General features: G+C 60.1%; 17 protein-coding genes. 9 read left to right on the plus strand and 8 right to left on the minus strand.

From position 1 onward, the window contains the following. Positions 1-328 precede the first annotated feature (328 nt). The 3 genes from LDN82_RS10035 to LDN82_RS10045 are packed head-to-tail and all read right to left on the minus strand — an operon-like array spanning position 329 to position 3032. On the minus strand, positions 329-1066 hold the full coding sequence (locus LDN82_RS10035) for a nitroreductase family protein (protein ID WP_224167244.1): 738 nt from the start codon (positions 1064-1066) through the stop codon (positions 329-331). After that, positions 1063-1887, minus strand: a complete 825-nt coding sequence (locus LDN82_RS10040) for an aldolase/citrate lyase family protein (protein WP_224167245.1) — start codon at positions 1885-1887, stop codon at positions 1063-1065. Before LDN82_RS10040 ends, LDN82_RS10035 begins: the two co-directional genes overlap by 4 nt. 2 nt (positions 1888-1889) lie before the next feature. Then, on the minus strand, positions 1890-3032 hold the full coding sequence (locus LDN82_RS10045; protein WP_224167246.1) for a zinc-binding dehydrogenase: 1143 nt from the start codon (positions 3030-3032) through the stop codon (positions 1890-1892). Between the two features lie 714 nt (positions 3033-3746). Here LDN82_RS10045 and LDN82_RS10050 point away from each other — a divergent pair. The 3 genes from LDN82_RS10050 (at position 3747) to LDN82_RS10060 (ending at position 5743) form a co-directional block, all read left to right on the plus strand. After that, positions 3747-4250 (plus strand): flavin reductase family protein, encoded by a 504-nt coding sequence (locus tag LDN82_RS10050; protein ID WP_224167247.1) that lies wholly within the window; start codon positions 3747-3749, stop codon positions 4248-4250. A 111-nt stretch (positions 4251-4361) separates the two neighbouring features. Next, positions 4362-4892 (plus strand): NUDIX domain-containing protein, encoded by a 531-nt coding sequence (locus LDN82_RS10055; RefSeq protein WP_224167248.1) that lies wholly within the window; start codon positions 4362-4364, stop codon positions 4890-4892. Further along, on the plus strand, positions 4889-5743 hold the full coding sequence (locus LDN82_RS10060; RefSeq protein WP_224167249.1) for a riboflavin kinase: 855 nt from the start codon (positions 4889-4891) through the stop codon (positions 5741-5743). The genes LDN82_RS10055 and LDN82_RS10060 overlap by 4 nt, the downstream gene beginning before the upstream one ends. A 64-nt stretch (positions 5744-5807) precedes the next feature. On the opposite strand, the gene LDN82_RS10065 is transcribed toward LDN82_RS10060, so the two are convergent. Beyond that, positions 5808-6038 carry a serine dehydratase beta chain gene (locus LDN82_RS10065; RefSeq protein WP_224167250.1) on the minus strand — a complete coding sequence of 77 codons (231 nt, stop codon included), beginning with the start codon at positions 6036-6038 and terminating at the stop codon, positions 5808-5810. Positions 6039-6618: 580 nt separating this feature from the next. On the opposite strand from LDN82_RS10065, the gene LDN82_RS10070 reads away from it, so the two are divergent. Then, a complete protein-coding gene (locus LDN82_RS10070; protein WP_224167251.1) occupies positions 6619-7254 on the plus strand; it encodes a hypothetical protein in 636 nt (211 codons plus the stop codon). A gap of 65 nt (positions 7255-7319) precedes the next feature. Then, positions 7320-8021 (plus strand): DUF6308 family protein, encoded by a 702-nt coding sequence (locus LDN82_RS10075; protein WP_224167252.1) that lies wholly within the window; start codon positions 7320-7322, stop codon positions 8019-8021. A gap of 90 nt (positions 8022-8111) precedes the next feature. Here LDN82_RS10075 and LDN82_RS10080 read toward each other — a convergent pair whose 3' ends face one another. Then, entirely contained in the window at positions 8112-8921 is an 810-nt protein-coding gene (locus LDN82_RS10080; RefSeq protein ID WP_224167253.1) for a hypothetical protein, read from the minus strand. Between the two features lie 217 nt (positions 8922-9138). On the opposite strand from LDN82_RS10080, the gene LDN82_RS10085 reads away from it, so the two are divergent. Both LDN82_RS10085 and LDN82_RS10090 read left to right on the plus strand, forming a co-directional pair. Further along, positions 9139-11796: a UvrD-helicase domain-containing protein gene (locus LDN82_RS10085; RefSeq protein ID WP_224167254.1), complete on the plus strand. Its 2658-nt coding sequence runs from the start codon at positions 9139-9141 to the stop codon at positions 11794-11796. Between the two features lie 383 nt (positions 11797-12179). Further along, a complete protein-coding gene (locus tag LDN82_RS10090) occupies positions 12180-13028 on the plus strand; it encodes a hypothetical protein (RefSeq protein WP_224167255.1) in 849 nt (282 codons plus the stop codon). 222 nt (positions 13029-13250) lie between these two features. On the opposite strand, the gene LDN82_RS10095 is transcribed toward LDN82_RS10090, so the two are convergent. From LDN82_RS10095 to LDN82_RS10105, 3 genes are all read right to left on the minus strand, one after another. Further along, positions 13251-13901 carry a hypothetical protein gene (locus LDN82_RS10095; RefSeq protein ID WP_224167256.1) on the minus strand — a complete coding sequence of 217 codons (651 nt, stop codon included), beginning with the start codon at positions 13899-13901 and terminating at the stop codon, positions 13251-13253. Between the two features lie 96 nt (positions 13902-13997). After that, positions 13998-14444, minus strand: coding sequence for a hypothetical protein (locus LDN82_RS10100; protein WP_224167257.1), 447 nt, complete (start codon positions 14442-14444; stop codon positions 13998-14000). Beyond that, the gene (locus LDN82_RS10105; RefSeq protein ID WP_224167258.1) at positions 14441-15610 is read right to left on the minus strand and encodes a hypothetical protein; all 1170 of its coding nucleotides are present in this window, start codon (positions 15608-15610) and stop codon (positions 14441-14443) included. Before LDN82_RS10105 ends, LDN82_RS10100 begins: the two co-directional genes overlap by 4 nt. A gap of 265 nt (positions 15611-15875) precedes the next feature. On the opposite strand from LDN82_RS10105, the gene LDN82_RS10110 reads away from it, so the two are divergent. Both LDN82_RS10110 and LDN82_RS10115 read left to right on the plus strand, forming a co-directional pair. Continuing rightward, positions 15876-17117: a hypothetical protein gene (locus LDN82_RS10110; protein ID WP_224167259.1), complete on the plus strand. Its 1242-nt coding sequence runs from the start codon at positions 15876-15878 to the stop codon at positions 17115-17117. Positions 17118-17493: 376 nt separating this feature from the next. Beyond that, entirely contained in the window at positions 17494-17793 is a 300-nt protein-coding gene (locus LDN82_RS10115; RefSeq protein WP_091466830.1) for a hypothetical protein, read from the plus strand.

Here is a 17793-nt window from a genome sequence, read left to right on the forward strand (position 1 = left end):
CACCCCGATTTCAAACCCTGGCCGTTGCACCGGCAATCGCGGACGGACTCACCCTTGAAGACTTCACCGTCGACTGCTTGAAGACTTCACCGTCGACGACGCAGCGAGGACCGGGATATGTTCCACCCTGGCTCACCCGAGCCAGCACCGCTAATCGCCGGGAATCTGTTGTTGTTTTCATATGAACACCTTCCCTCAGGATCCAAGGGTCCTGAGGGAAGGTGTTCACTATCTGAGTCAGCGGGATAGACGCCCAGTTCTCAATGAGTCCTAGTGCATGAGATCTCGAAACGGTGCGGCTCGACTGTTACTTCAGGACTCGGTTGATTCACTGATGGTGCAGGGTGACAAAGCTCTCAAGGGGCTCTCTTGTGCTGCTATAACTGTAAGCGGCTGCACTCTTGTCGGGCCAACCGAACGAGATGCCGAAGAGCAGCTTGCTTTCGGCAGAAACTCCCAATTCCCGGCGTATTGTGTCGGCAAACATGCCCACGCTGGTTTGCGGGACGCCGGCGAGTCCCCGTGCTGTAAGGGCTAACAGGAAAGTCTGTGCAAACATGCCCACGTCGGAAGCAACACGGACGGAGTCCCCGACCTCCGGCATGAAGAGGAAGGCAACGTGCGGTGCGCCGTGGAGATAAAGATTCTGTGCGGATACCGAGCGTCGCTTCTGGTAATCCCGGCGGTCGATTCCCAGTGCTTCGTGATATGAAGCCCCCTGGGCCTGTCGACGGAGGCCGAACGGGCCCGTGTAGGCAGCACCGTCGAACGAAAAATCCGGGCTGAGAGCATCGGTTGCTTCGGCCTCCACCACGGCTGCGATAAGTCGGTCGCGGGCAGGACCTGAGACGACATGGACTTCCCAGGGCTGGGTGTTGCAATTGGACGGCGCCCACACGGCATCAGCAAGCGTCTCACGCAAGGTCAGCTCATCCACAGGTTTGGAAAGGAAGCTGCGGCAGGACCGACGCTCCCGGACAAGGGCTTGGAACGAAGATGCCAGGCTGGTCTCAGAGGGCACCGGGTGCGAGCGGTCGACTTGACCGGCTGTCAGATCGCTAGTCATCGGCGATCACCCGCGGCCACGAGGGATCGCCCCACGGCTGGAGCCTCGGCAGCACCTGCCTGAGAGCCGGTTCGTCTGAACAGCGTTAATCCCTCGGCAGCCTTGGTCCTTATGTTGCCGACGTCTGATCCGACTGTCAGGAAGTCGGCCTCCTCGTCAAAGCCGTATCCGGCTGGCGCTCCGAGCCGGACCCCCATCGGGCGGACGACCGCCAGAACCTCGTTCCACACTTCGCGGATCTGCTCCCGGTCCGCGTGGGTGTCCAGACCGAGATCCTGCGAGAGGTCGGCCGGGCCGAAGAAGAGGTAGTCGACACCGTCAACCGCTGCAATCTTCGCCGCGTTTTCGACGCCCGAGATTGTCTCCAAAAGCGGCACCAGCAACACGTTTTCATTGTGACGCGTGCTACGGGCTTGCCAGTCCGTGCCATCGAAATTTGCCCCAGGGGTTTGTGGGCACTTACCTCGTCCGCCTGGCTGATACCGCGTTGCTTTTACGAGCCGCTCAATCTCTCCTGGGTCCTCTGCCTTAGGGACGATAATGCCATGTGCACCAGCATCGAGCGCCTGCTGGATTGAGGCCGGTGTTGGCTCCAGAACGCGAATCAGGGGAGTGGCTCCGCCCATCTCCGCGGCACGGACGTGACCGACGGCGGCAGCGAGGTCAATCATGCCGTGCTCTCGATCGATGATGACGAAATCAAAGCCGGTGCTGGCGAAGATGGCGCTGGTCGTTGGGTCGTTCGACATCACGAACGCGCCCAGGGGCCGCTGCCCCCGCCCTACCAGTGAATCGAAACGCTCCTTTGCGTTGGTTTTCATTGTTATGCCTTTTTCGTGTCGTGTTCATCGAGTGAAGGTAGGAGGGCGACCTTGATCGGGCGTTCTTCAGTGTTGAATGACGCGACCTGGATGGCTTGTTCAGCCTGGGAGAGGCCGAAACGGTGAGTCACCAGTTCCCCCCAATTTGTGCCTTGCTCCTGCATCTCTACCGCAAGTTGGAAAGCGGCCTCCACTGTGTGGGGGTGGGATAGCGCGTGCACGAGCGTCACTTCCTTGCGTAGGAGGGCCATCCAGTCGACCGACCCGCTACGTGAAACTGAAACGTTGACAATGGTCCCCTGCTGACGAACTAGTTGAACTGCCAGTTCTTTGGCTGCCGCGGCTCCGGAAGCCTCCACGACGTAGTCGACCTCGCCGAGGATGGCACGGACCTCCTTGACCAGCTCGTCTTCCGCCCCGGGAGTCGAAACCAGCGCCGCTTCTGCTCCAAGACGGGTTGCAGCTGCGAGACGTTCAGAGTCATGCTCTACCCCGATCACGACTACCTTCGCACCGGCCCTCCGCGCCACGGCAGCACATGCCAGTCCCTGCGGACCTGGGCCCACGACGACGACACGATCCCCGGAGCCGATCCCGGCGAAGTTGTTCCACCGCAGCCCGTTGGCCAAGACAGAACAAGCCAAGAGTGCCGACTCGAGGTCCAGTTCGTCTGGCACACGGTAGACAAGCGCACGTTCAGGAACGAAGACGTGTGATGCATATCCACCCCACAGGCCGGGTGACCTGTTCAGGGAAATGTGGCCGTAGCCTTCACGGCCGGGATTGTTTTCACACGAATAATACTGCCCCCTGTCACAGGTCGGGCAACCATCGCATGGCCAACGTGCTTCGACGGTTACGCGATCACCGACAGCAATTCCCTCTCTTACCGGTTCACCGGCCGCCACGACCCGCCCGATAATTTCGTCACCGAAGATCAGCGGCGCCCTTTCATTGAGAGCGTCGAATGCTCCACGGAACATGTGGAGTTCAGAACCGTCCACGCCTGCTATCTCTACCTGGACCAGCAGTTCACCCGGGGCGAGCTCCGGCAGCGGAACTGACTCGATTTCAAATACTTCCGGTCGCTTGTAAACGACCGCGGTTGCAGACTGAGGACCACCGTGTGGGGAATCGACCACCATGGAATCGCTCCTGACTTCCTGAGGATTGGACTTTATGAACGTCTCAATAGTGACCATTCCGGCTACGCACTGGCCATGGACGAGCGTCGTGAAAAAAGGCCAAACGGCAGGACACGGGTACTTCTCTTTCCGCTTCCGGTAACGCGAGCGGTGCCAGGAGTAGGCGATTAGTCAGCGCGCATGTACCTACATTCCGTGCCCGCGAGGGAGTCCATTCATGGAAGAGAGTACGGCAGACGTTCTACCCGATCATGACCTGTACCAAGGGTTTAGCAGCACGCTGGCATCACCACGGGGCGACCCAGATGCCGGGGCTGGACCAGGATTGATACGAGGACGAAGGCTGGCGCGGCCTCCAGCCCGTTTGAGATAACGAGGCCGGACGGCGTTTCTTGTGGACCTAACACCGCCCCGCAACCCTATGTGAGAAGTCCCTCGTTCAACGGTTTTGTCTTTTTTCACGACGATCGTCCATGGCCAGCTAATAGCCGTGGTGGCCAGTATTGAAACGTCCAATAGAAACATTGCCAGACAGTAAGGACAGATTCGATTGCCTCCTCGCTGAAGAACTCGTGGACTTCGTCAACCTTGTAGTCCCGAACGGCAGAAGCGCAGAGGTTCTTACGTAAGTGCCCGGAGACGCCCGACAGCAGCTGGGCTTTGCCTGGCCCGACAACCAATTCACCCACAACCAGAAAGCTTGGTGAGTCAGTCATGAACACCGCACTTCAGCAGCAGATTATCGATCCCCGGGCCTTCCGTGACACCCTCGGGCACTACGCATCCGGAATCACGATCATCAGCGGTATCGATGAAACGGGGCCGATTGGTTTCACCTGCCAGTCCTTCTACAGCGTCTCTACCGAACCGCCGCTCATCTCGTTCAGCGTCATGAAAACCTCAACTACCTATCCGCGCATACGGGAGACCGGGAAGTTTGCCGTCAACGTCCTCTCCCATAAACAAGTCTCCGTGTCGAACCAGTTCGCCAAAAAAGGCACCGACAAGTGGGCCGGCATCGCTTGGGAGGCAAGCCGCGCCGGCAACCCAGTCATCGAAGACACACTCATGTGGCTCGACTGCGACATCTGGGCCGAGCACGACGCAGGAGACCACCTCATCGTCCTAGGTAGGGTCAACGAGATGAGCCCGGCTGATTGGCACATCCACGAACCCCTCCTTTACTTCAAAGGGAAATACCGCTATCTCCGCCCCTGACCAGGAAGTTTCTAGACCGGGGATACGAATCTCCAGGTCAGGCCTTGGCAAAATGCGAGGGAGCAAAAACAGGCCCTTCGAGGGAGTTGAAAGGACGAAATGAGCACCATCATGGCACCCCCTGCTCTCGGGTCTCATCCCGGGGCCTCAATCGACATTCCCGTCGGACACACCGTCATTGCTACTGTCATCGAGTGGCGGGGCAAGGTTGCTTTGTTCAGAAGGAGCCACGGTCTTGGCCATGACAGTGGACGTTGGCATTGCATCACGGGTTTTGTTGAAGCTGGGGCGACGCCTGAGCAGCAGGCTCTTGAAGAGCTGTTTGAAGAAACGGCGTTGCAGGCCAAGGACCTCCTGGACCTCCGGCGGGGCCCGGATCTGGTGATCGCCGACGGGTCGGGGATGCCTTGGCTCGTGCACACTTTCACTGTTCTAACTTCCCGCCGCCGGCTGCGTCTCAATTGGGAGCATGACTGCTACCGGTGGGCTGCCGCACATAAGGTGAAACGCTTCGCCAACCGGGTGAGTTGGCTGGACAGTGTGCTCGACGCGACCGGCCACCACCCTTCCGTCGATGAGGCATCTGACCCTAGCCACGGCGCTGTGCCCGGAACCAGCCAGACAATCGGGGTGAGCAAATGACATGCAATTCCAAAGCCGAGTACGCAACAGGGATCAGGGGCACCGTCCGGCTTGAGGGCGTAGTTGAACACGGTGACGCGCGGGGGCGTGAGCTTGGTTACCCCACCGCCAACCTCACCGTTCCGGACGGGGAAATCCGGGATGGCGTCTGGGCAGGCACGGTCCGCCTCAGATCCGAAGGGGAGGACGGGGCCTATGTTGCGGCCGTCTCGATAGGGCGTCGTCCGACCTACTACCGTAATGGAACCCGGCTCCTGGAGGCCCATCTTCTGGACTATGCCGGTGACTTGTACGGGCGCACTGTTGAGGTAACTCTGTACTCCCATATCCGCACCCAACGACGTTTCCACGGGCCGGATGAACTCGCAGCGCAGATCCGGGATGACGTGGCACAGGTGCGTTCCTGGGCCGCCGGAGCTGCAGAGTCCATGGACGTGAAGGATCGAACTGTGGAGACCGCCGCTGCACTGGGAACGATCAAACCCCAAACCGTGCCTGCTACGCCGGGGCAGCTGCCGCGGGCACCGGCCGGCCCTGCCGCGTCAGTGCCCGAAAGTCTCGAGAGATCCAAACGGGCAACGCCACGGGAGCAGGTCGAATGGAGCACGCTGATCAACGCGCTGGTGGAAGTCCGGCATAACGGACGGGTCATCAGAACCGGCTTTGTTGAAGACGCCATGCCGGACTCCTCCGTACTCTGGATTGCCGCGGACGCTAATGATCCACGCCAGATGTTTGATGCATCCCAGGGCCTTCAAGTGTGGGTTGCGCCCCGGGAACTGCCCGGGGCCCTCCGCTACCGGATGACCGCAGACCACGTATTCAAGGCATCCCCCATACGGAACCTTTAGCAACCGCACCAAATCAATCCGCACGCCAACGGCCGCTGCTGTGAGGAGGAAGCGCACCATGGATTCATCCGATTCTCCGGGGGATCGTTTTGGCTTCGGTCGTCTCGGCAAACCTGCTGTCCGCCGTCTTGGTGCCGGCCGACTCCGCGAGCTCACCCGTGAGCCCCAGGATCACAGCCTTGTTCGAGCCGTGGCCTCTTCCAGTAGCCCCCAGCGAATTAGAGGAGTCCGCGTCAACGGATGTCTCCAGATACGCCCGGGGGAGTAGGACGCTCGCGCCTGTGTCGCGCAGCACTGCATGCAGTGAGCCGTCGCGCCGCCGAATGCCTTCGACGTCGAATAGCGTTCCGTGACGGACAAAGCCACCGTTGCTATCGATGAGTCGCCGGTCATTTTCCCGGGCGATGATTGGTCACCAAGACCTGGATTTAGGCCGCCGCTGAGAAGCATCGTTAGTCCGGGATCAACTTCACCCTGCCCAGCTCGGTCCGCTTGGGTGCGCTCATTGAGCATGCCGACCGTTTCATTGTCGGCCGCAATGAGGATCGACGACTGGCCAACTTTCAATAGAGCCAGTGAGCGGACGGTCCTGGCCTTGTCAGCCACATCTAAAGAGCCTTGGGAACCAGTGCCCGAAACCCTGACTCCGGTACGGTGAACAGCGTCTGATCACTTTGGTCTTTGGGGGAATCTTGAGGTATCCGAAATATCCGCAGCAGCATCTGCCGCGCGTCTTTGACACTTCGTTCAACTACAAGACCGACACACCTTCAAGGACCAAACCCGACGCTGATAGTGACAGCCAGTTGCTCTGGTGGGACCATGAGCTGCTCTGGAGCAAAGAGCTGCCGTCCGAAGATGATTTCGCTCCGAAGGTGACAACCAGAAAGAGCGAGTACCTCATCTTCACAGACGCCACAGATCGGCATTGCTGCGGCAGCGACGCCATCACCGCCTCTTACACCACCTGGATAAAGGCGAAGAGGCCCAGATCAAGGGCCCTGGTCAACGCCATCGAAGAGTTGACTCCGGCACAGAAGATCAAGTACCTCAACCCGCCCTACACGATCGGCAGCGCAATGATCTGGCCGCTCCGGTCGAAGGATCTCCCAACCATGAACACGGCCCGAGGGAGCCGGCTGCTCATCGCGGACCGCATAGACCTCACTCGCGAATGCATCCGGCGTCACTACACAGGAGAACCAGACAGCCCCCTTGCCGATGTCGCCACCGCCTACAAGGACTTTTTCGAGCTCTTCGGGCAGCGGGAGCAAGGGTTCAAAGGGTTCGTGGAGTTCTTCCACTTTCAAGACCTCGTGACACCCGACTACGAAGAGGTTCGGTTCTACCTGCCCTTCGACAACTTCAAGCGTTCCGGGATGCCGGCCACAAAAGACGAGTACGTAACGTACCGGGAGGCCACGCTGGAGTTCATCTCGGCACGGAGCCGTCGGATGGCCGCCTGGGTCATGGAGAACCACCCAGGGATTGAGGTTCGCCATACAGACTGACTACCCAGCGACGTCGCAGGGTCAGTCAGGGTCATAGTCCGCGCATTGGAGCTATAGGGGGATTCATGGAACTACCAGCCATCCTGGAAGAAGAGAACGTCGAAGCCGCAGCCGAACTGCTCCGGCGCTACTACCTCGAACCGTCCACAAAGACGGGGCTGCTCAGTACCGGCAGTTACTTTGATGAATGGGCGAACCGCGGCGACAACCCGAAGGTGAGGGACAGGATCACCGACAGCGACGTTGTCGCCGTGTCCATGCTCAGCGTCAAAGTGCCGGCCCAGGCCATCATCGGACTGCAGGAGGAGCTGTTGGCGGGGAAAATACGAGATCTCCTGGCTGATATACCCACCGACGTGAAGATGAGCGACCTCACGGTCGCGGAAGCAGATGCCACTCTCGGGGAGGGCAGCCCCCCATGGCTGCTCTGGCAGGAGCTGAGACGCACACCCAAAACGCGCTGGGATGTCGGGGCCACCACAGCCAGCAAGATCATGGCGAGGGAGCGACCGCATCTCATCCCCATCTGGGACAAAGTAATTGGGGCAGTCGTGGGCAAAGACACCTCTGAAGGCCAATGGCTGAATTGGCACAACCTCTTCATGGAAGACCCCGACCTTGCTGGACGATTGGGGCGCATTCACAAGCTTTCTACGGTCCAGACACCCATTTCCGAACTGCGCATCATCGACGCCATCCTGTGGCGCTACGGCAAGGACCATGGCATCAAGGGCGGGCGAGCCGGCAAACTCGGAATCGCCGGCTGAAGCACAGCGAAGCCACGACAAACTTGGTCGAATCTCGCAACCGTCCGCGCCAGCTTCGCAGCCGGCCGATGTCGTTCGATGAAGGAATAGCTACGAGTTCGGAGCTTCGTATGAGTACGAGCCCCCGACGCGACCGGACAATGCAGTCAGCTCTGCCTCGGTTTCCCTGAACCGGATCACTTGAGGGCCCAATGTGTTGACCCCCTCCGGTCCCTTCACCACGAGGGTTCGCGCTATGGTCCTGCCCAGTTGATCCAGTTCCTGGTTGAGTCGCCGCAATTCTGCCTGCTCGAATTTGGAGCGCTTCATCACTTCAGGGTCCCTGTCGCATTGCGTGCAGCGTCCCCTCGGGCCCACATCAGCCATCATGGTTACGTAGATGCTTCTTTGGCCGGATCGCCACTGACCATCCATGATCGAGCACCACTGAGTGTGGAACAGTTTCCCGGTTCGTGTGACGTACACCTGTCCGTAACCTGCCACAGGTGACCCGTCGTCACGGTGGCTTTGCGCCTCAACGCGGACCAGCGGCCGTTCCTTTGCCCAGTGCTCGGCTTTCGCTTCTTCTTTGAGTCGCAGCCTCTCTGCCCGCTTCTCCGCACGCTCCAATTTGGAGCGCTTCTTCTCTTCAGGGTCCTGGTCGCATTGCGGGCAGCGTCCCCGCAGGCCCACATCCGCAATCATGGTCACGTAGATGCCTCCATTGACGGCCCGCCAGTGACCATCCATGATCGAGCACCATTGAGTGTGGAAAAGCTTGCCCGAGCGGGTCACATACGCCTGATTTTCACCTGCGATGGGCGACCCGTCGTCACGGTGGCTTTGCGGCTCAACGCGGACGAGCGGACGTTTCTTTTGCGCCCCGTGGTCGGCTTTCACTTCTTCGTGTGTGGTGCTCACAACCCATTCCTTCTCCCAAGACCTCTGCCATATCCTTCCATGCTGGGGAGGTCCGCCTCCACCATGCCATCGAAGGGTTGACGGGCAAGCCCGCCGAGTCCAGTACCTGCGGATCAGCACGAACCCGGTGAACGCACTCGACGACACACAATTCCTCGCTGATACCGTGGAAAGAGGGCAACGGTCTCCTTTTGAACATGTGTGAGTCGGGGGAAGCATGACGGAGTGGAAGCCGGGTTGGTGGGCACGCGCGTTCAGAGGTGCCGGGTCATGGGTGCTGTCGATCCGTGAGGGCCGCCTGCGCGTCTGCGGAATCCCCCGGGAGGTGGACGCTGATGTCATCGACGTCCTCGGACTCGCAGTCGATGAAGGCTCAGGGCAGCTCATCGTCACTCTCGTCCACGGGACAGAGACGGTGCTCAATGGGCTGTCTCGTCGCGCGGTGCGTGAGGTCGCCGCTGCTTACCACTCCGAGCTCGATGAGCGACGGCATCTCGCCGCCCTGCTCTCAAAGGCTGAGGAGCAGGGCGAGGCGGCCAGCCTGTGGTGGTCCCGGGTCCGGGATGTGATGGACCGACAACGGTGGGCGGACCAGGACACGATCGCCGCGCTCGAGGGCTCCCGTCCGGACGTCGCTGTCTGGCTGGCTGCCGACAGCGATCCGAGGCTCTCCGGGCTTCCCAAGGGTAAACGTGAGGACCAGCGTGCCGCAGTCGACGCCTGCCGCACCACTGACTTGTCAAGGTGGGCTGCCCAGCGGAACGAGGCGTTCCTGGAGTGGGAGAAAAACGAGTTGGCAGACTTCTTCCGCAAGGTCGAGAAGTCGCCGTTGACGGAAGAGCAGACGAGGGCGACGGTCTGCTTCGACAACCGGGTGCGTGTGATCGCGGCCGCGGGCTCCGGGAAGACGTCGACGATGGTAGCCCGCGCCGGGTATGCGATCCGGCGTGGCATCGCCCAGCCGACGGAGATCCTCGCCCTCGCATTCAACAAGAAGGCAGCCGGTGAGCTCTCGGAGCGGCTTGTCTCCCGCCTCGGCGATGACGGCGCGTCGGTAGCGTCGAGCACTTTTCACGCCTTCGGACTGCGAGTCGTCGGTGAAGCCACCGGGCGCAAACCCGCCGTCCCCGATGACCTCCCCAGGGACAATGGGATGGGGCGGCTTGCGGGGATCGTGGATGGCCTGCGCGACCGTGAACCGGCCTTCCGGCGGGACTGGGACCTTTTCAGGCTCGTGTTCGGCAGGCAGCTGCCGGATCTCGGGGATGAAGCCGAACCTGAGAAGTCGGACAGGAACACAGGTATTAACGGCTTCGGCACTCTCGCTGGAGAGGTCGTCAAGAGCCAGGAAGAGGTGATGATCGCCAACTGGCTCTTCCTCAACGGCGTCCGATATGAATACGAGCGACCCTACGCGCACGACGTTGCGGACGCGCACCACCGTCAGTATCAGCCGGACTTCTGCTATCCGGACATCGACGTCTGGCATGAGCACTGGGCGCTCGGTTCAGACGGCAACCCGCCGCCACATTTTGACGGGTATGCCGAGAGTATGGCGTGGCGGCGTCAGACCCACACTCGATACAGCACAAGACTTATCGAGACAACCTCGGCAACCATCCGGGACGGGTCCGGGTTCGAGCACCTCGAACAGGAGCTCCGCCGACACGGAATCCAACTCGAGGAAGACCCCTACCGGGAGGCGGTAGGGGAGCCTCCGATCACCGAACCAGCCATGATGACGCTGATGCGGTCGTTCATGGCCCACGCGAAGGGCAACCGCCTCACCCCTGACGTGCTGACGCAGCGGGCCGGCCGAACCTTGCGGGCCAGGCTCTTCACACGCCTGTATGGCGTCATCCTCGCCGAATGGGACCGTCAGCTCCGAGCCGCGGGCCAGATCGATTTCGAGGACATGCTGAATCTCGCAACCGATCACGTCGAGTCGGGCCGTTGGATGAGCCCTTACCGGCTCGTCATGGTCGACGAGATGCAGGACACCAGCTCTGCCCGTGCGGCGCTGGTGAGGGCGCTGATGAAGACTCCTGGAAACTACCTTTACGCGGTCGGCGACGACTGGCAGTCGATCAACAGGTTCGCGGGCTCAGACCTCAGTGTGATGACCCGCTTCGATAATTGGTTCGGGACAGCGTCCACCATCTGGCTGGATCGCACCTTCCGGTCCCCGCAGTCCCTGTGCGATGTCGCGGGTGGGTTCGTGATGAAAAACCCCAATCAAATCTTCAAGAACGTCCGATCTTCAGCGCCGGAGGCTGGCGAGACCCTATGCGCGGTCAGTGTACGGGAGCGCAGCCACTACGGATCGGCCGTCCGGCAGCACCTGAAAACCCTTGACTCAGAGCTCACTGAGCCAGCCACTGTGCTGCTGCTCGGCCGGTACTCCCGGTCCAAGGACGATGTCACCTCGGCGCTGGAAGCCAGATACGCCAACCTGACCATCGAGTTCAACACCGTGCACGCCTCGAAAGGAAAGGAGGCAGACTACGTCGTTGTGCTCGGCCTTGAGAGGAACGGATTCCCCAGCATTGTCGAGGATGATGCGCTCCTGCAACTGGCCATGTCCGCCCCTGACTCCTACCCACACGCAGAAGAACGACGCCTGTTCTATGTGGCACTGACCCGTGCCAAGCGCTCAGCGCTCCTGGTCACGCGCGCCGGTAGGGAATCAGCGTTCCTCCTCGAGCTGGTCGGAGATCGTGTCGTCAAGGTCCGATCCGCGACAGGCGACGATATCACCCCAGTGGTCTGCCCGAAATGCAAGAAACACACGATGAGGGAACGCAAAGGGCCCTACGGCCGGTTCTTCGGCTGCGCCGGGTACCCGACCTGCAAAGGAACGATGAAACTCACCTGACGTTACCTTCTGCAGCCGACGCGCGGGGGAAGGGGAATCGCGTCTGACGAACATTCCAGTCTGACGACTCGGACTCCCGGGGCAACAGTCTTCTCATCACCAGATCTCTCCACACCAGCAGCGGCCCTGCTCGTGTTCCTGAATGACGAGGACCCCTTCTTCGCCGAGCAGGATGATGTCTTCGTAGCCAAGCATGGAGCCAGTCCAGCATCAGCGGCCAGCAGTCGGTAGGGGAGTCGTGGCGTATGTGGAAAACTGCGGTCGTTTGTACACCCCGCCACGAGGTTTCCACCCAGTCGATGATGCGCTGCATTACCCAACTCGATTTGGATAGCATGTGCCATGGTTCTGGATATCTCAACCTCATCCAAGGAGTCTGCGCAATGAAGCAGGCACGCAGGCTTCACCGCATATTTGACCTGAAGCGGGAGGAGCGCTTTTCCGTCATCGGCGACGGGCTAGAACATCTGGGAGCCCATGTTGAGCAGCTGATGTCGTCGATAGAACACCTGCTGAGGGAAGGCCAGAAGTCCGGGGCTGGAGCTCTCCAAGCGATCTGCGTCGAGGAAAGCGCCAAAGCGCTCATCCTCCTTGACATCGCGCGTACGCACGACCAGGGGATGGCACGCAAGGGGTGCAATTACTTCTACTCTCATCTTCCACGCTTGATCTATGCAAACGTTCATGCCAGCAACCCTGCAGACTTCCGTGAGATCGAACGCTACTTAACATGGCTTCGTCCGAGCCACTACCTCGATGGCCCCAATGATGTTGACTGGATCTGGCGCAACGACTTGCTCAGAACCCGCGAGAACGCCCTTTACGTCGACTACGAAGAGACAGATGACGACTACATGTGGACAGGAGGAGACCCGGACCAGTTCCACGTCGACATGGGAGCGGCCCGCCTCGTCTTGGCCATGAAGCATGCAGGACTTCTAACAGCGAGAGGGGCACAGGCTACGGCGGCGGCATGGAAGGGAGCCACTTTCGACTCAGATACTCGTTGGGAATTTTGCCGCGACAAGGCCTGGGAAGTGCTCAAAGCGACCTTGACCTCGGATACAGTCCCGTCCGAGAAGCTGCGCAGCGCCTTGCGTCTAATTCCCGAGAAATGGACTTTCCCGCTTCTGTCCCTCGAACTGAAGGAAGAACCGGTTTCCATGGACACCCTGAAGGAGCGCCAAGACCGTTACCTCAGTCGGCAATACGGCTTGGATGACTACTGGTAAATCATGGCGTTAGGTGAGCATCATCTCGTCGTGACCGACATGTCGTCAGGTGCACTGCCTTATCTGAATCTGCGGAGCGTCGACCTCAGCGGTATCGGCCGTCAGGCGAAAGCCCGTGGCGGACCATGCCAGCCGGAGCAGAGAGCCCTGCGCCGCGGAAACTACGGTGAAGCCCTGATGGGTTCCGTCCTGCAAGAGAGTCCGGGACCAGGACTTAGGGAGTCACTCTTGTGCGCGTTCGGCCTGATACTTTGCCGCCAAAGCAATGTCGGCTGCCCTACGCGCGGCGTACCAGGGATCGTCGACGGGGTAAGGAAGGGGCGGCATTCCTTCAGATTTTAGAATCGCTTTTATCGGAAAGAGCACCCAGGACTCAAGAATGTCGGGGTAACTTTCCTTGATCCATGAGATGCCGAAAGTCGACTCCTTGTCTTCGATCGCAAGCAGCACCTCTGAGACTATGTGGTCGCCGATTGCAAGGTCTCGCAACTTGGGCCGGAGTTCATTTTCGATCCTCTCTACAACGTCCCGGCGGCGGCGCGCCGGGTTGAATCGAGCGCTTTCATGGGCGATGAAGTTCCTGGCGTCCTTCGCGGCCTTGAGTATTTCGGCGGTGTCTTCGTCATCGAACACCCGGTGTCGCCTGAGACCGTCGATGGTCTTGCCGAGCAGCTTGTCTTTTGGCACTCGGGCAATCAGCGAATCGAGCGGATCGTCAGTCGCACTCTCATAAATCTCGATAAGGTTCAGAAACCGGAGCAAAGCCCTGCATCTGTCCTCAAACTCCTGTGCTGCGAACAGCGCTCGGCCAGTTGTTTCGAAGACAGGAGCGGTCCACGTGGCGTTCTTACCCCAGCTTGACGTCCATGGCATCTCTTGAGTTTACGCTTGGACGTCGGGGAACGACTGCCGCCGCCTTCAGCGCGATTTGCGTCATCGTGGCCGAACCGGCCGTCCGGGCAACGAAAATTAATCGCGCCATTTGCCCTGCGTCCGGCATACGAATTCGTCTCTCGTGCAGGATTCGATGCCGAATTCTGCGCCCTTTGCGCGGACGGCCTTGTCGTTGGACACGATGATCCATGCCGGGCCGAACAGCCACGTCTCGGATTCTTGAATCGCGTCCAGCGCACAGGCCACGAGCAGCGGGTCCGCTGCGCCCTTGTTCGCGTAGAGGTTCACGAGCGAAGTGTCGTCTTCCGGCACTGTGGCCATGACCTTCTGGAGGAACTTCAGCACGCCCATTGTCGTCGGGTATTCGACCGCCGTGAGTGAATCCGCGTCGGTGTAACCGTCTGCTTCGTGGAGAACCTCGGACGGGATCCGGCATTGTGCGCGGAAGAACTCGCTCGACCGCTGTGCCGGTGACAGGTGGGAGAGCACGTTGTTGTCGATGAGGTACATCTCCTCATTCATCGGAGAGCCGCCTTCAGTTCGCCAAGGTCACCGGTACCGATGCGGTTCAGGCAGACGACCCGGCAGAATTCACGCTGGGAAAGCCGGCGCTCCTCAACCGCGCGGAGCATGCGTGCCGTCAGCTCGCGGCCGCTGTACTTCCTGATCGCGTTGACAGGTTTGGGCTGGTTCGTCCGGTTCGTCTTATTCCGGGCGCGGAACTCCTTTTCGAGGTCGTGCAGGTAACCTGACGCGATCAGCGGGGTGAGCCTCCCAAGGCGGAGCGCCCTGACCGCCAGGGCGCTCGGGGTCACCTTGAACAGGTCTGCAGCGGCCTTCACATCGTCGGGGTCCTGGAGGATGATTCCCTGCATCTCGGCCGCGGGCATGAGGATCTCACCCACGATGTCGTACTCGCGGCCGGCGTCAGGAGCTGTACTGTTCGCGTCGTAGCTGACCGGCGCGAAGATCCCGCGGGCAACGAGCACTGCCATTAGGACGAGGGTGAAGATCTGCCGCCCGTAAGGCTCTTGGAAGTCCCCGTGATCACCGCCGGTCAGGAAAATGTAGGGCACTTTCGAGTCGCGCACTGTCATGCCGCTGAAATGCACCTCGATGAGCTGGGGCATGTATCCTCGCACGCTCCGGGACACGAGCACCTGATTGGCTTCGAGCCGTTTGATGATCAGCTCCAGCGCAGCTTCCTTCTTACGAACCTGACGGATCGCATCACGGTCGAGTCCGAGGGCATTGATCAGCGCCTCGGCATCTTCACGGATGGTCGGCCGTGGCTTGCGGAGCAGTCCGACGATCTTGTTCTTGACGAGTGTGGGGTCGTGCTTCCGGGCCAGATCCTGCTTGCGGAGGAGGTCCTTCACGATCAGCTCGACGTCTCGCAGCTTTACAGTTGTCCGGGTGTTCACCGTGAACGTCTCCGGCGCAACTCCCTGAAGCAGCTTTGAGGTCTTGGCGCGCAGTTGTGCCTGGACTACGGTTGGGGGAGCGAAGAACAGTGGATGGGGTACCTCAGCCTTCCGGGCAAGGTCCAAGAGATCGGTATATGGGATCTTCGACTTCTCCAGGGCCTGGATATACGGTGCCCGGCCGTTCACCACGGAGTTCTCCAGAAGGTCAACGAACACCGACCGGTTAATCGGCACCGACTTGCCCGCAATCATCACGCGCATCGTGAAGCCCCCAAAACTCCAGTCGCTATTCGTAAAGCCAGTCCTTGGCCTATGCTTCCGCAATTTACACCGTCGGAATCGCTTTTCAAGGTCTCGGCACAGTTATGGCCTGAAAGGGTGGATAGACGTTCGAGTGGTTTGCTCAGTTGATTACCGCCCGCAATGGACTGACGACATTCGGAATAGCCCATGTTGGGCCAATCAGATTCCCCCGTGCGGACCATCGGGTAATTCCGTATCCAAAACAGGATCTTGCCGCGGCCTCGTGTCACACGAGATCCGTGGGCTGCGTCGAGCGGATTACGTGGCGTGCGGTGAACGGACCTGTCGCGGACGAGCGAAGTCAGAAATCGTCAGTGTTGCCCGCTACTCTGCTCTCGTGAGCCAAAACGAACATTCAGAAGAATCCGCCGATGATGACGCGGAGAATCACGACGATGCGGAAGAACGCATCGCCCTCACACCCGAACAGAAGGCAAACCTAGCAAGGACATTGGAGGGCATTCATCAGTCGCTGGCCCGCAACATCGGACCCCCGAACTTCAAGCTCCCGGAATCAATTTTCAAGAACATCTTTGCCGCCTCGCGCATCTTCGAATCACAACAATCCGTAGTCGCCAGAGCGATCAGACCGATGTTCGCCATGCAGCCACCTTGGCAAAAGCAATTCGCCAGTATCAGCAGCGACATCTTCAAGACCTACTCACTTGGTCAACCCAACCTGAACCTGCTTGCCTCCCAGTTGACGAAGAACATCGATTTCAGCGCCTTTGCGGGCGCAGCCCGGATCGCACAGCAGTTCACGACACATCAGGCGACATGGCTCAAGAACATCGCACCGGTACTCGCATCGATGCGCGCTGCCTTCTACCCGCCGAACCTCCGAAGCATCGAGGGGCTGGAGTTCGAAGAAGTAGAGCAAGTCGTCATGGCCGACGGCATCCCACTCTACGGACTGCCGCGGCCGCAGATCGCCGAAGCGATAATCCGAGCGAACGGGGCACGAGCAAGGCGAGAGATCCTGGGTCGACGCTGGAAGGCGATTTCGTCCGACTGTCGTACGGCCGTCAACGGATGTGGCACCGACGCGGTTGCACCGTATGTCCCATTCGCCGTGGCCGCGCTCGATGCTTTAGACGCGGGGCATACTGCGGCTGCCCAAGCACTCGCCGGCTCGCTCATCGATGCGATCCTGACTTCGTACTTCGGAAAGGACCGCTACAAGTACACTCCCGATCGGAATGGAAAGCGGACCAAGGACGCCTATGACGAATTCAGCGTTCGGCAGTTCATTGCATTCGCTCCCATGTGGCAGACGTACCAGCAGTTCTTCGTCGCCGACGGGGACAAGGTGCCCGCAGCATTCAGCCGCAACGCCACTGCACACACGGTGAGTCCCCGCCAGTACAACCGCCGCAACGCCGTCCAGGGCATCATGGTGGCTTGCAGCCTGCTGTACCGATTTGACGAGGAGGCCCGGGCGCACGAAGCGGCGACAGAAGGGTAGTGACCATGAGCGAGACGGGGTGGGAACCCTCTGCACGACCACATCGCGGGGCGCTACCTTGATGCCACCTAGGTTGGGGCTCGGCAAACAGGGAGGATTTCTGCAGAGAAACTACCCACCTCCTACTCCAACGATGAGGGGAGACACTGATGAGAGATGGGTCGATCGGCGGTTGGTCAAGCAGAACTGACAGAACGATCGCCGGTTTTCGGGATGCCTCTGTTCCAAGACCCATTCACTCCCTCGGTGCTGTCAAAGGCTGCGCACTGGCCTATCGCCCGGGTGGACGTCGACCGGGCCAGAGGTCATGTCGTTCGCAAACTATGCCCCCATGAAGTCGTGAGCCCAATCAGCTCATTCATTGGGAGACGACTGGATGGAGCACCAGATGGTACTGGCAGCGGTGGATCCTGGGATCACACCAAACACGAACTTTCCTTTTCTTGAGTCCTTGAAGCAGATCGGCGGGGGCATCCTCGTCGGCGCCTTCATCGTCATTGCGATCGTGGCGATCATCGGGGCTGCGATGCTGTTGGCCGGCAAACTAAGCCAATCCTCAAGACTGGCCTCAGGCGGCGGGGTGATCCTGCTGTGGACAGGTCCGGTCGCGGCAATCCTCGGCGGTATCAACGGATACATACTGTGGTCCCAGACGGCCTTTCCATTGGGCTTCTAG

It is taken from the genome of Arthrobacter sp. StoSoilA2 (assembly GCF_019977195.1).
GTDB lineage: Bacteria > Actinomycetota > Actinomycetes > Actinomycetales > Micrococcaceae > Arthrobacter.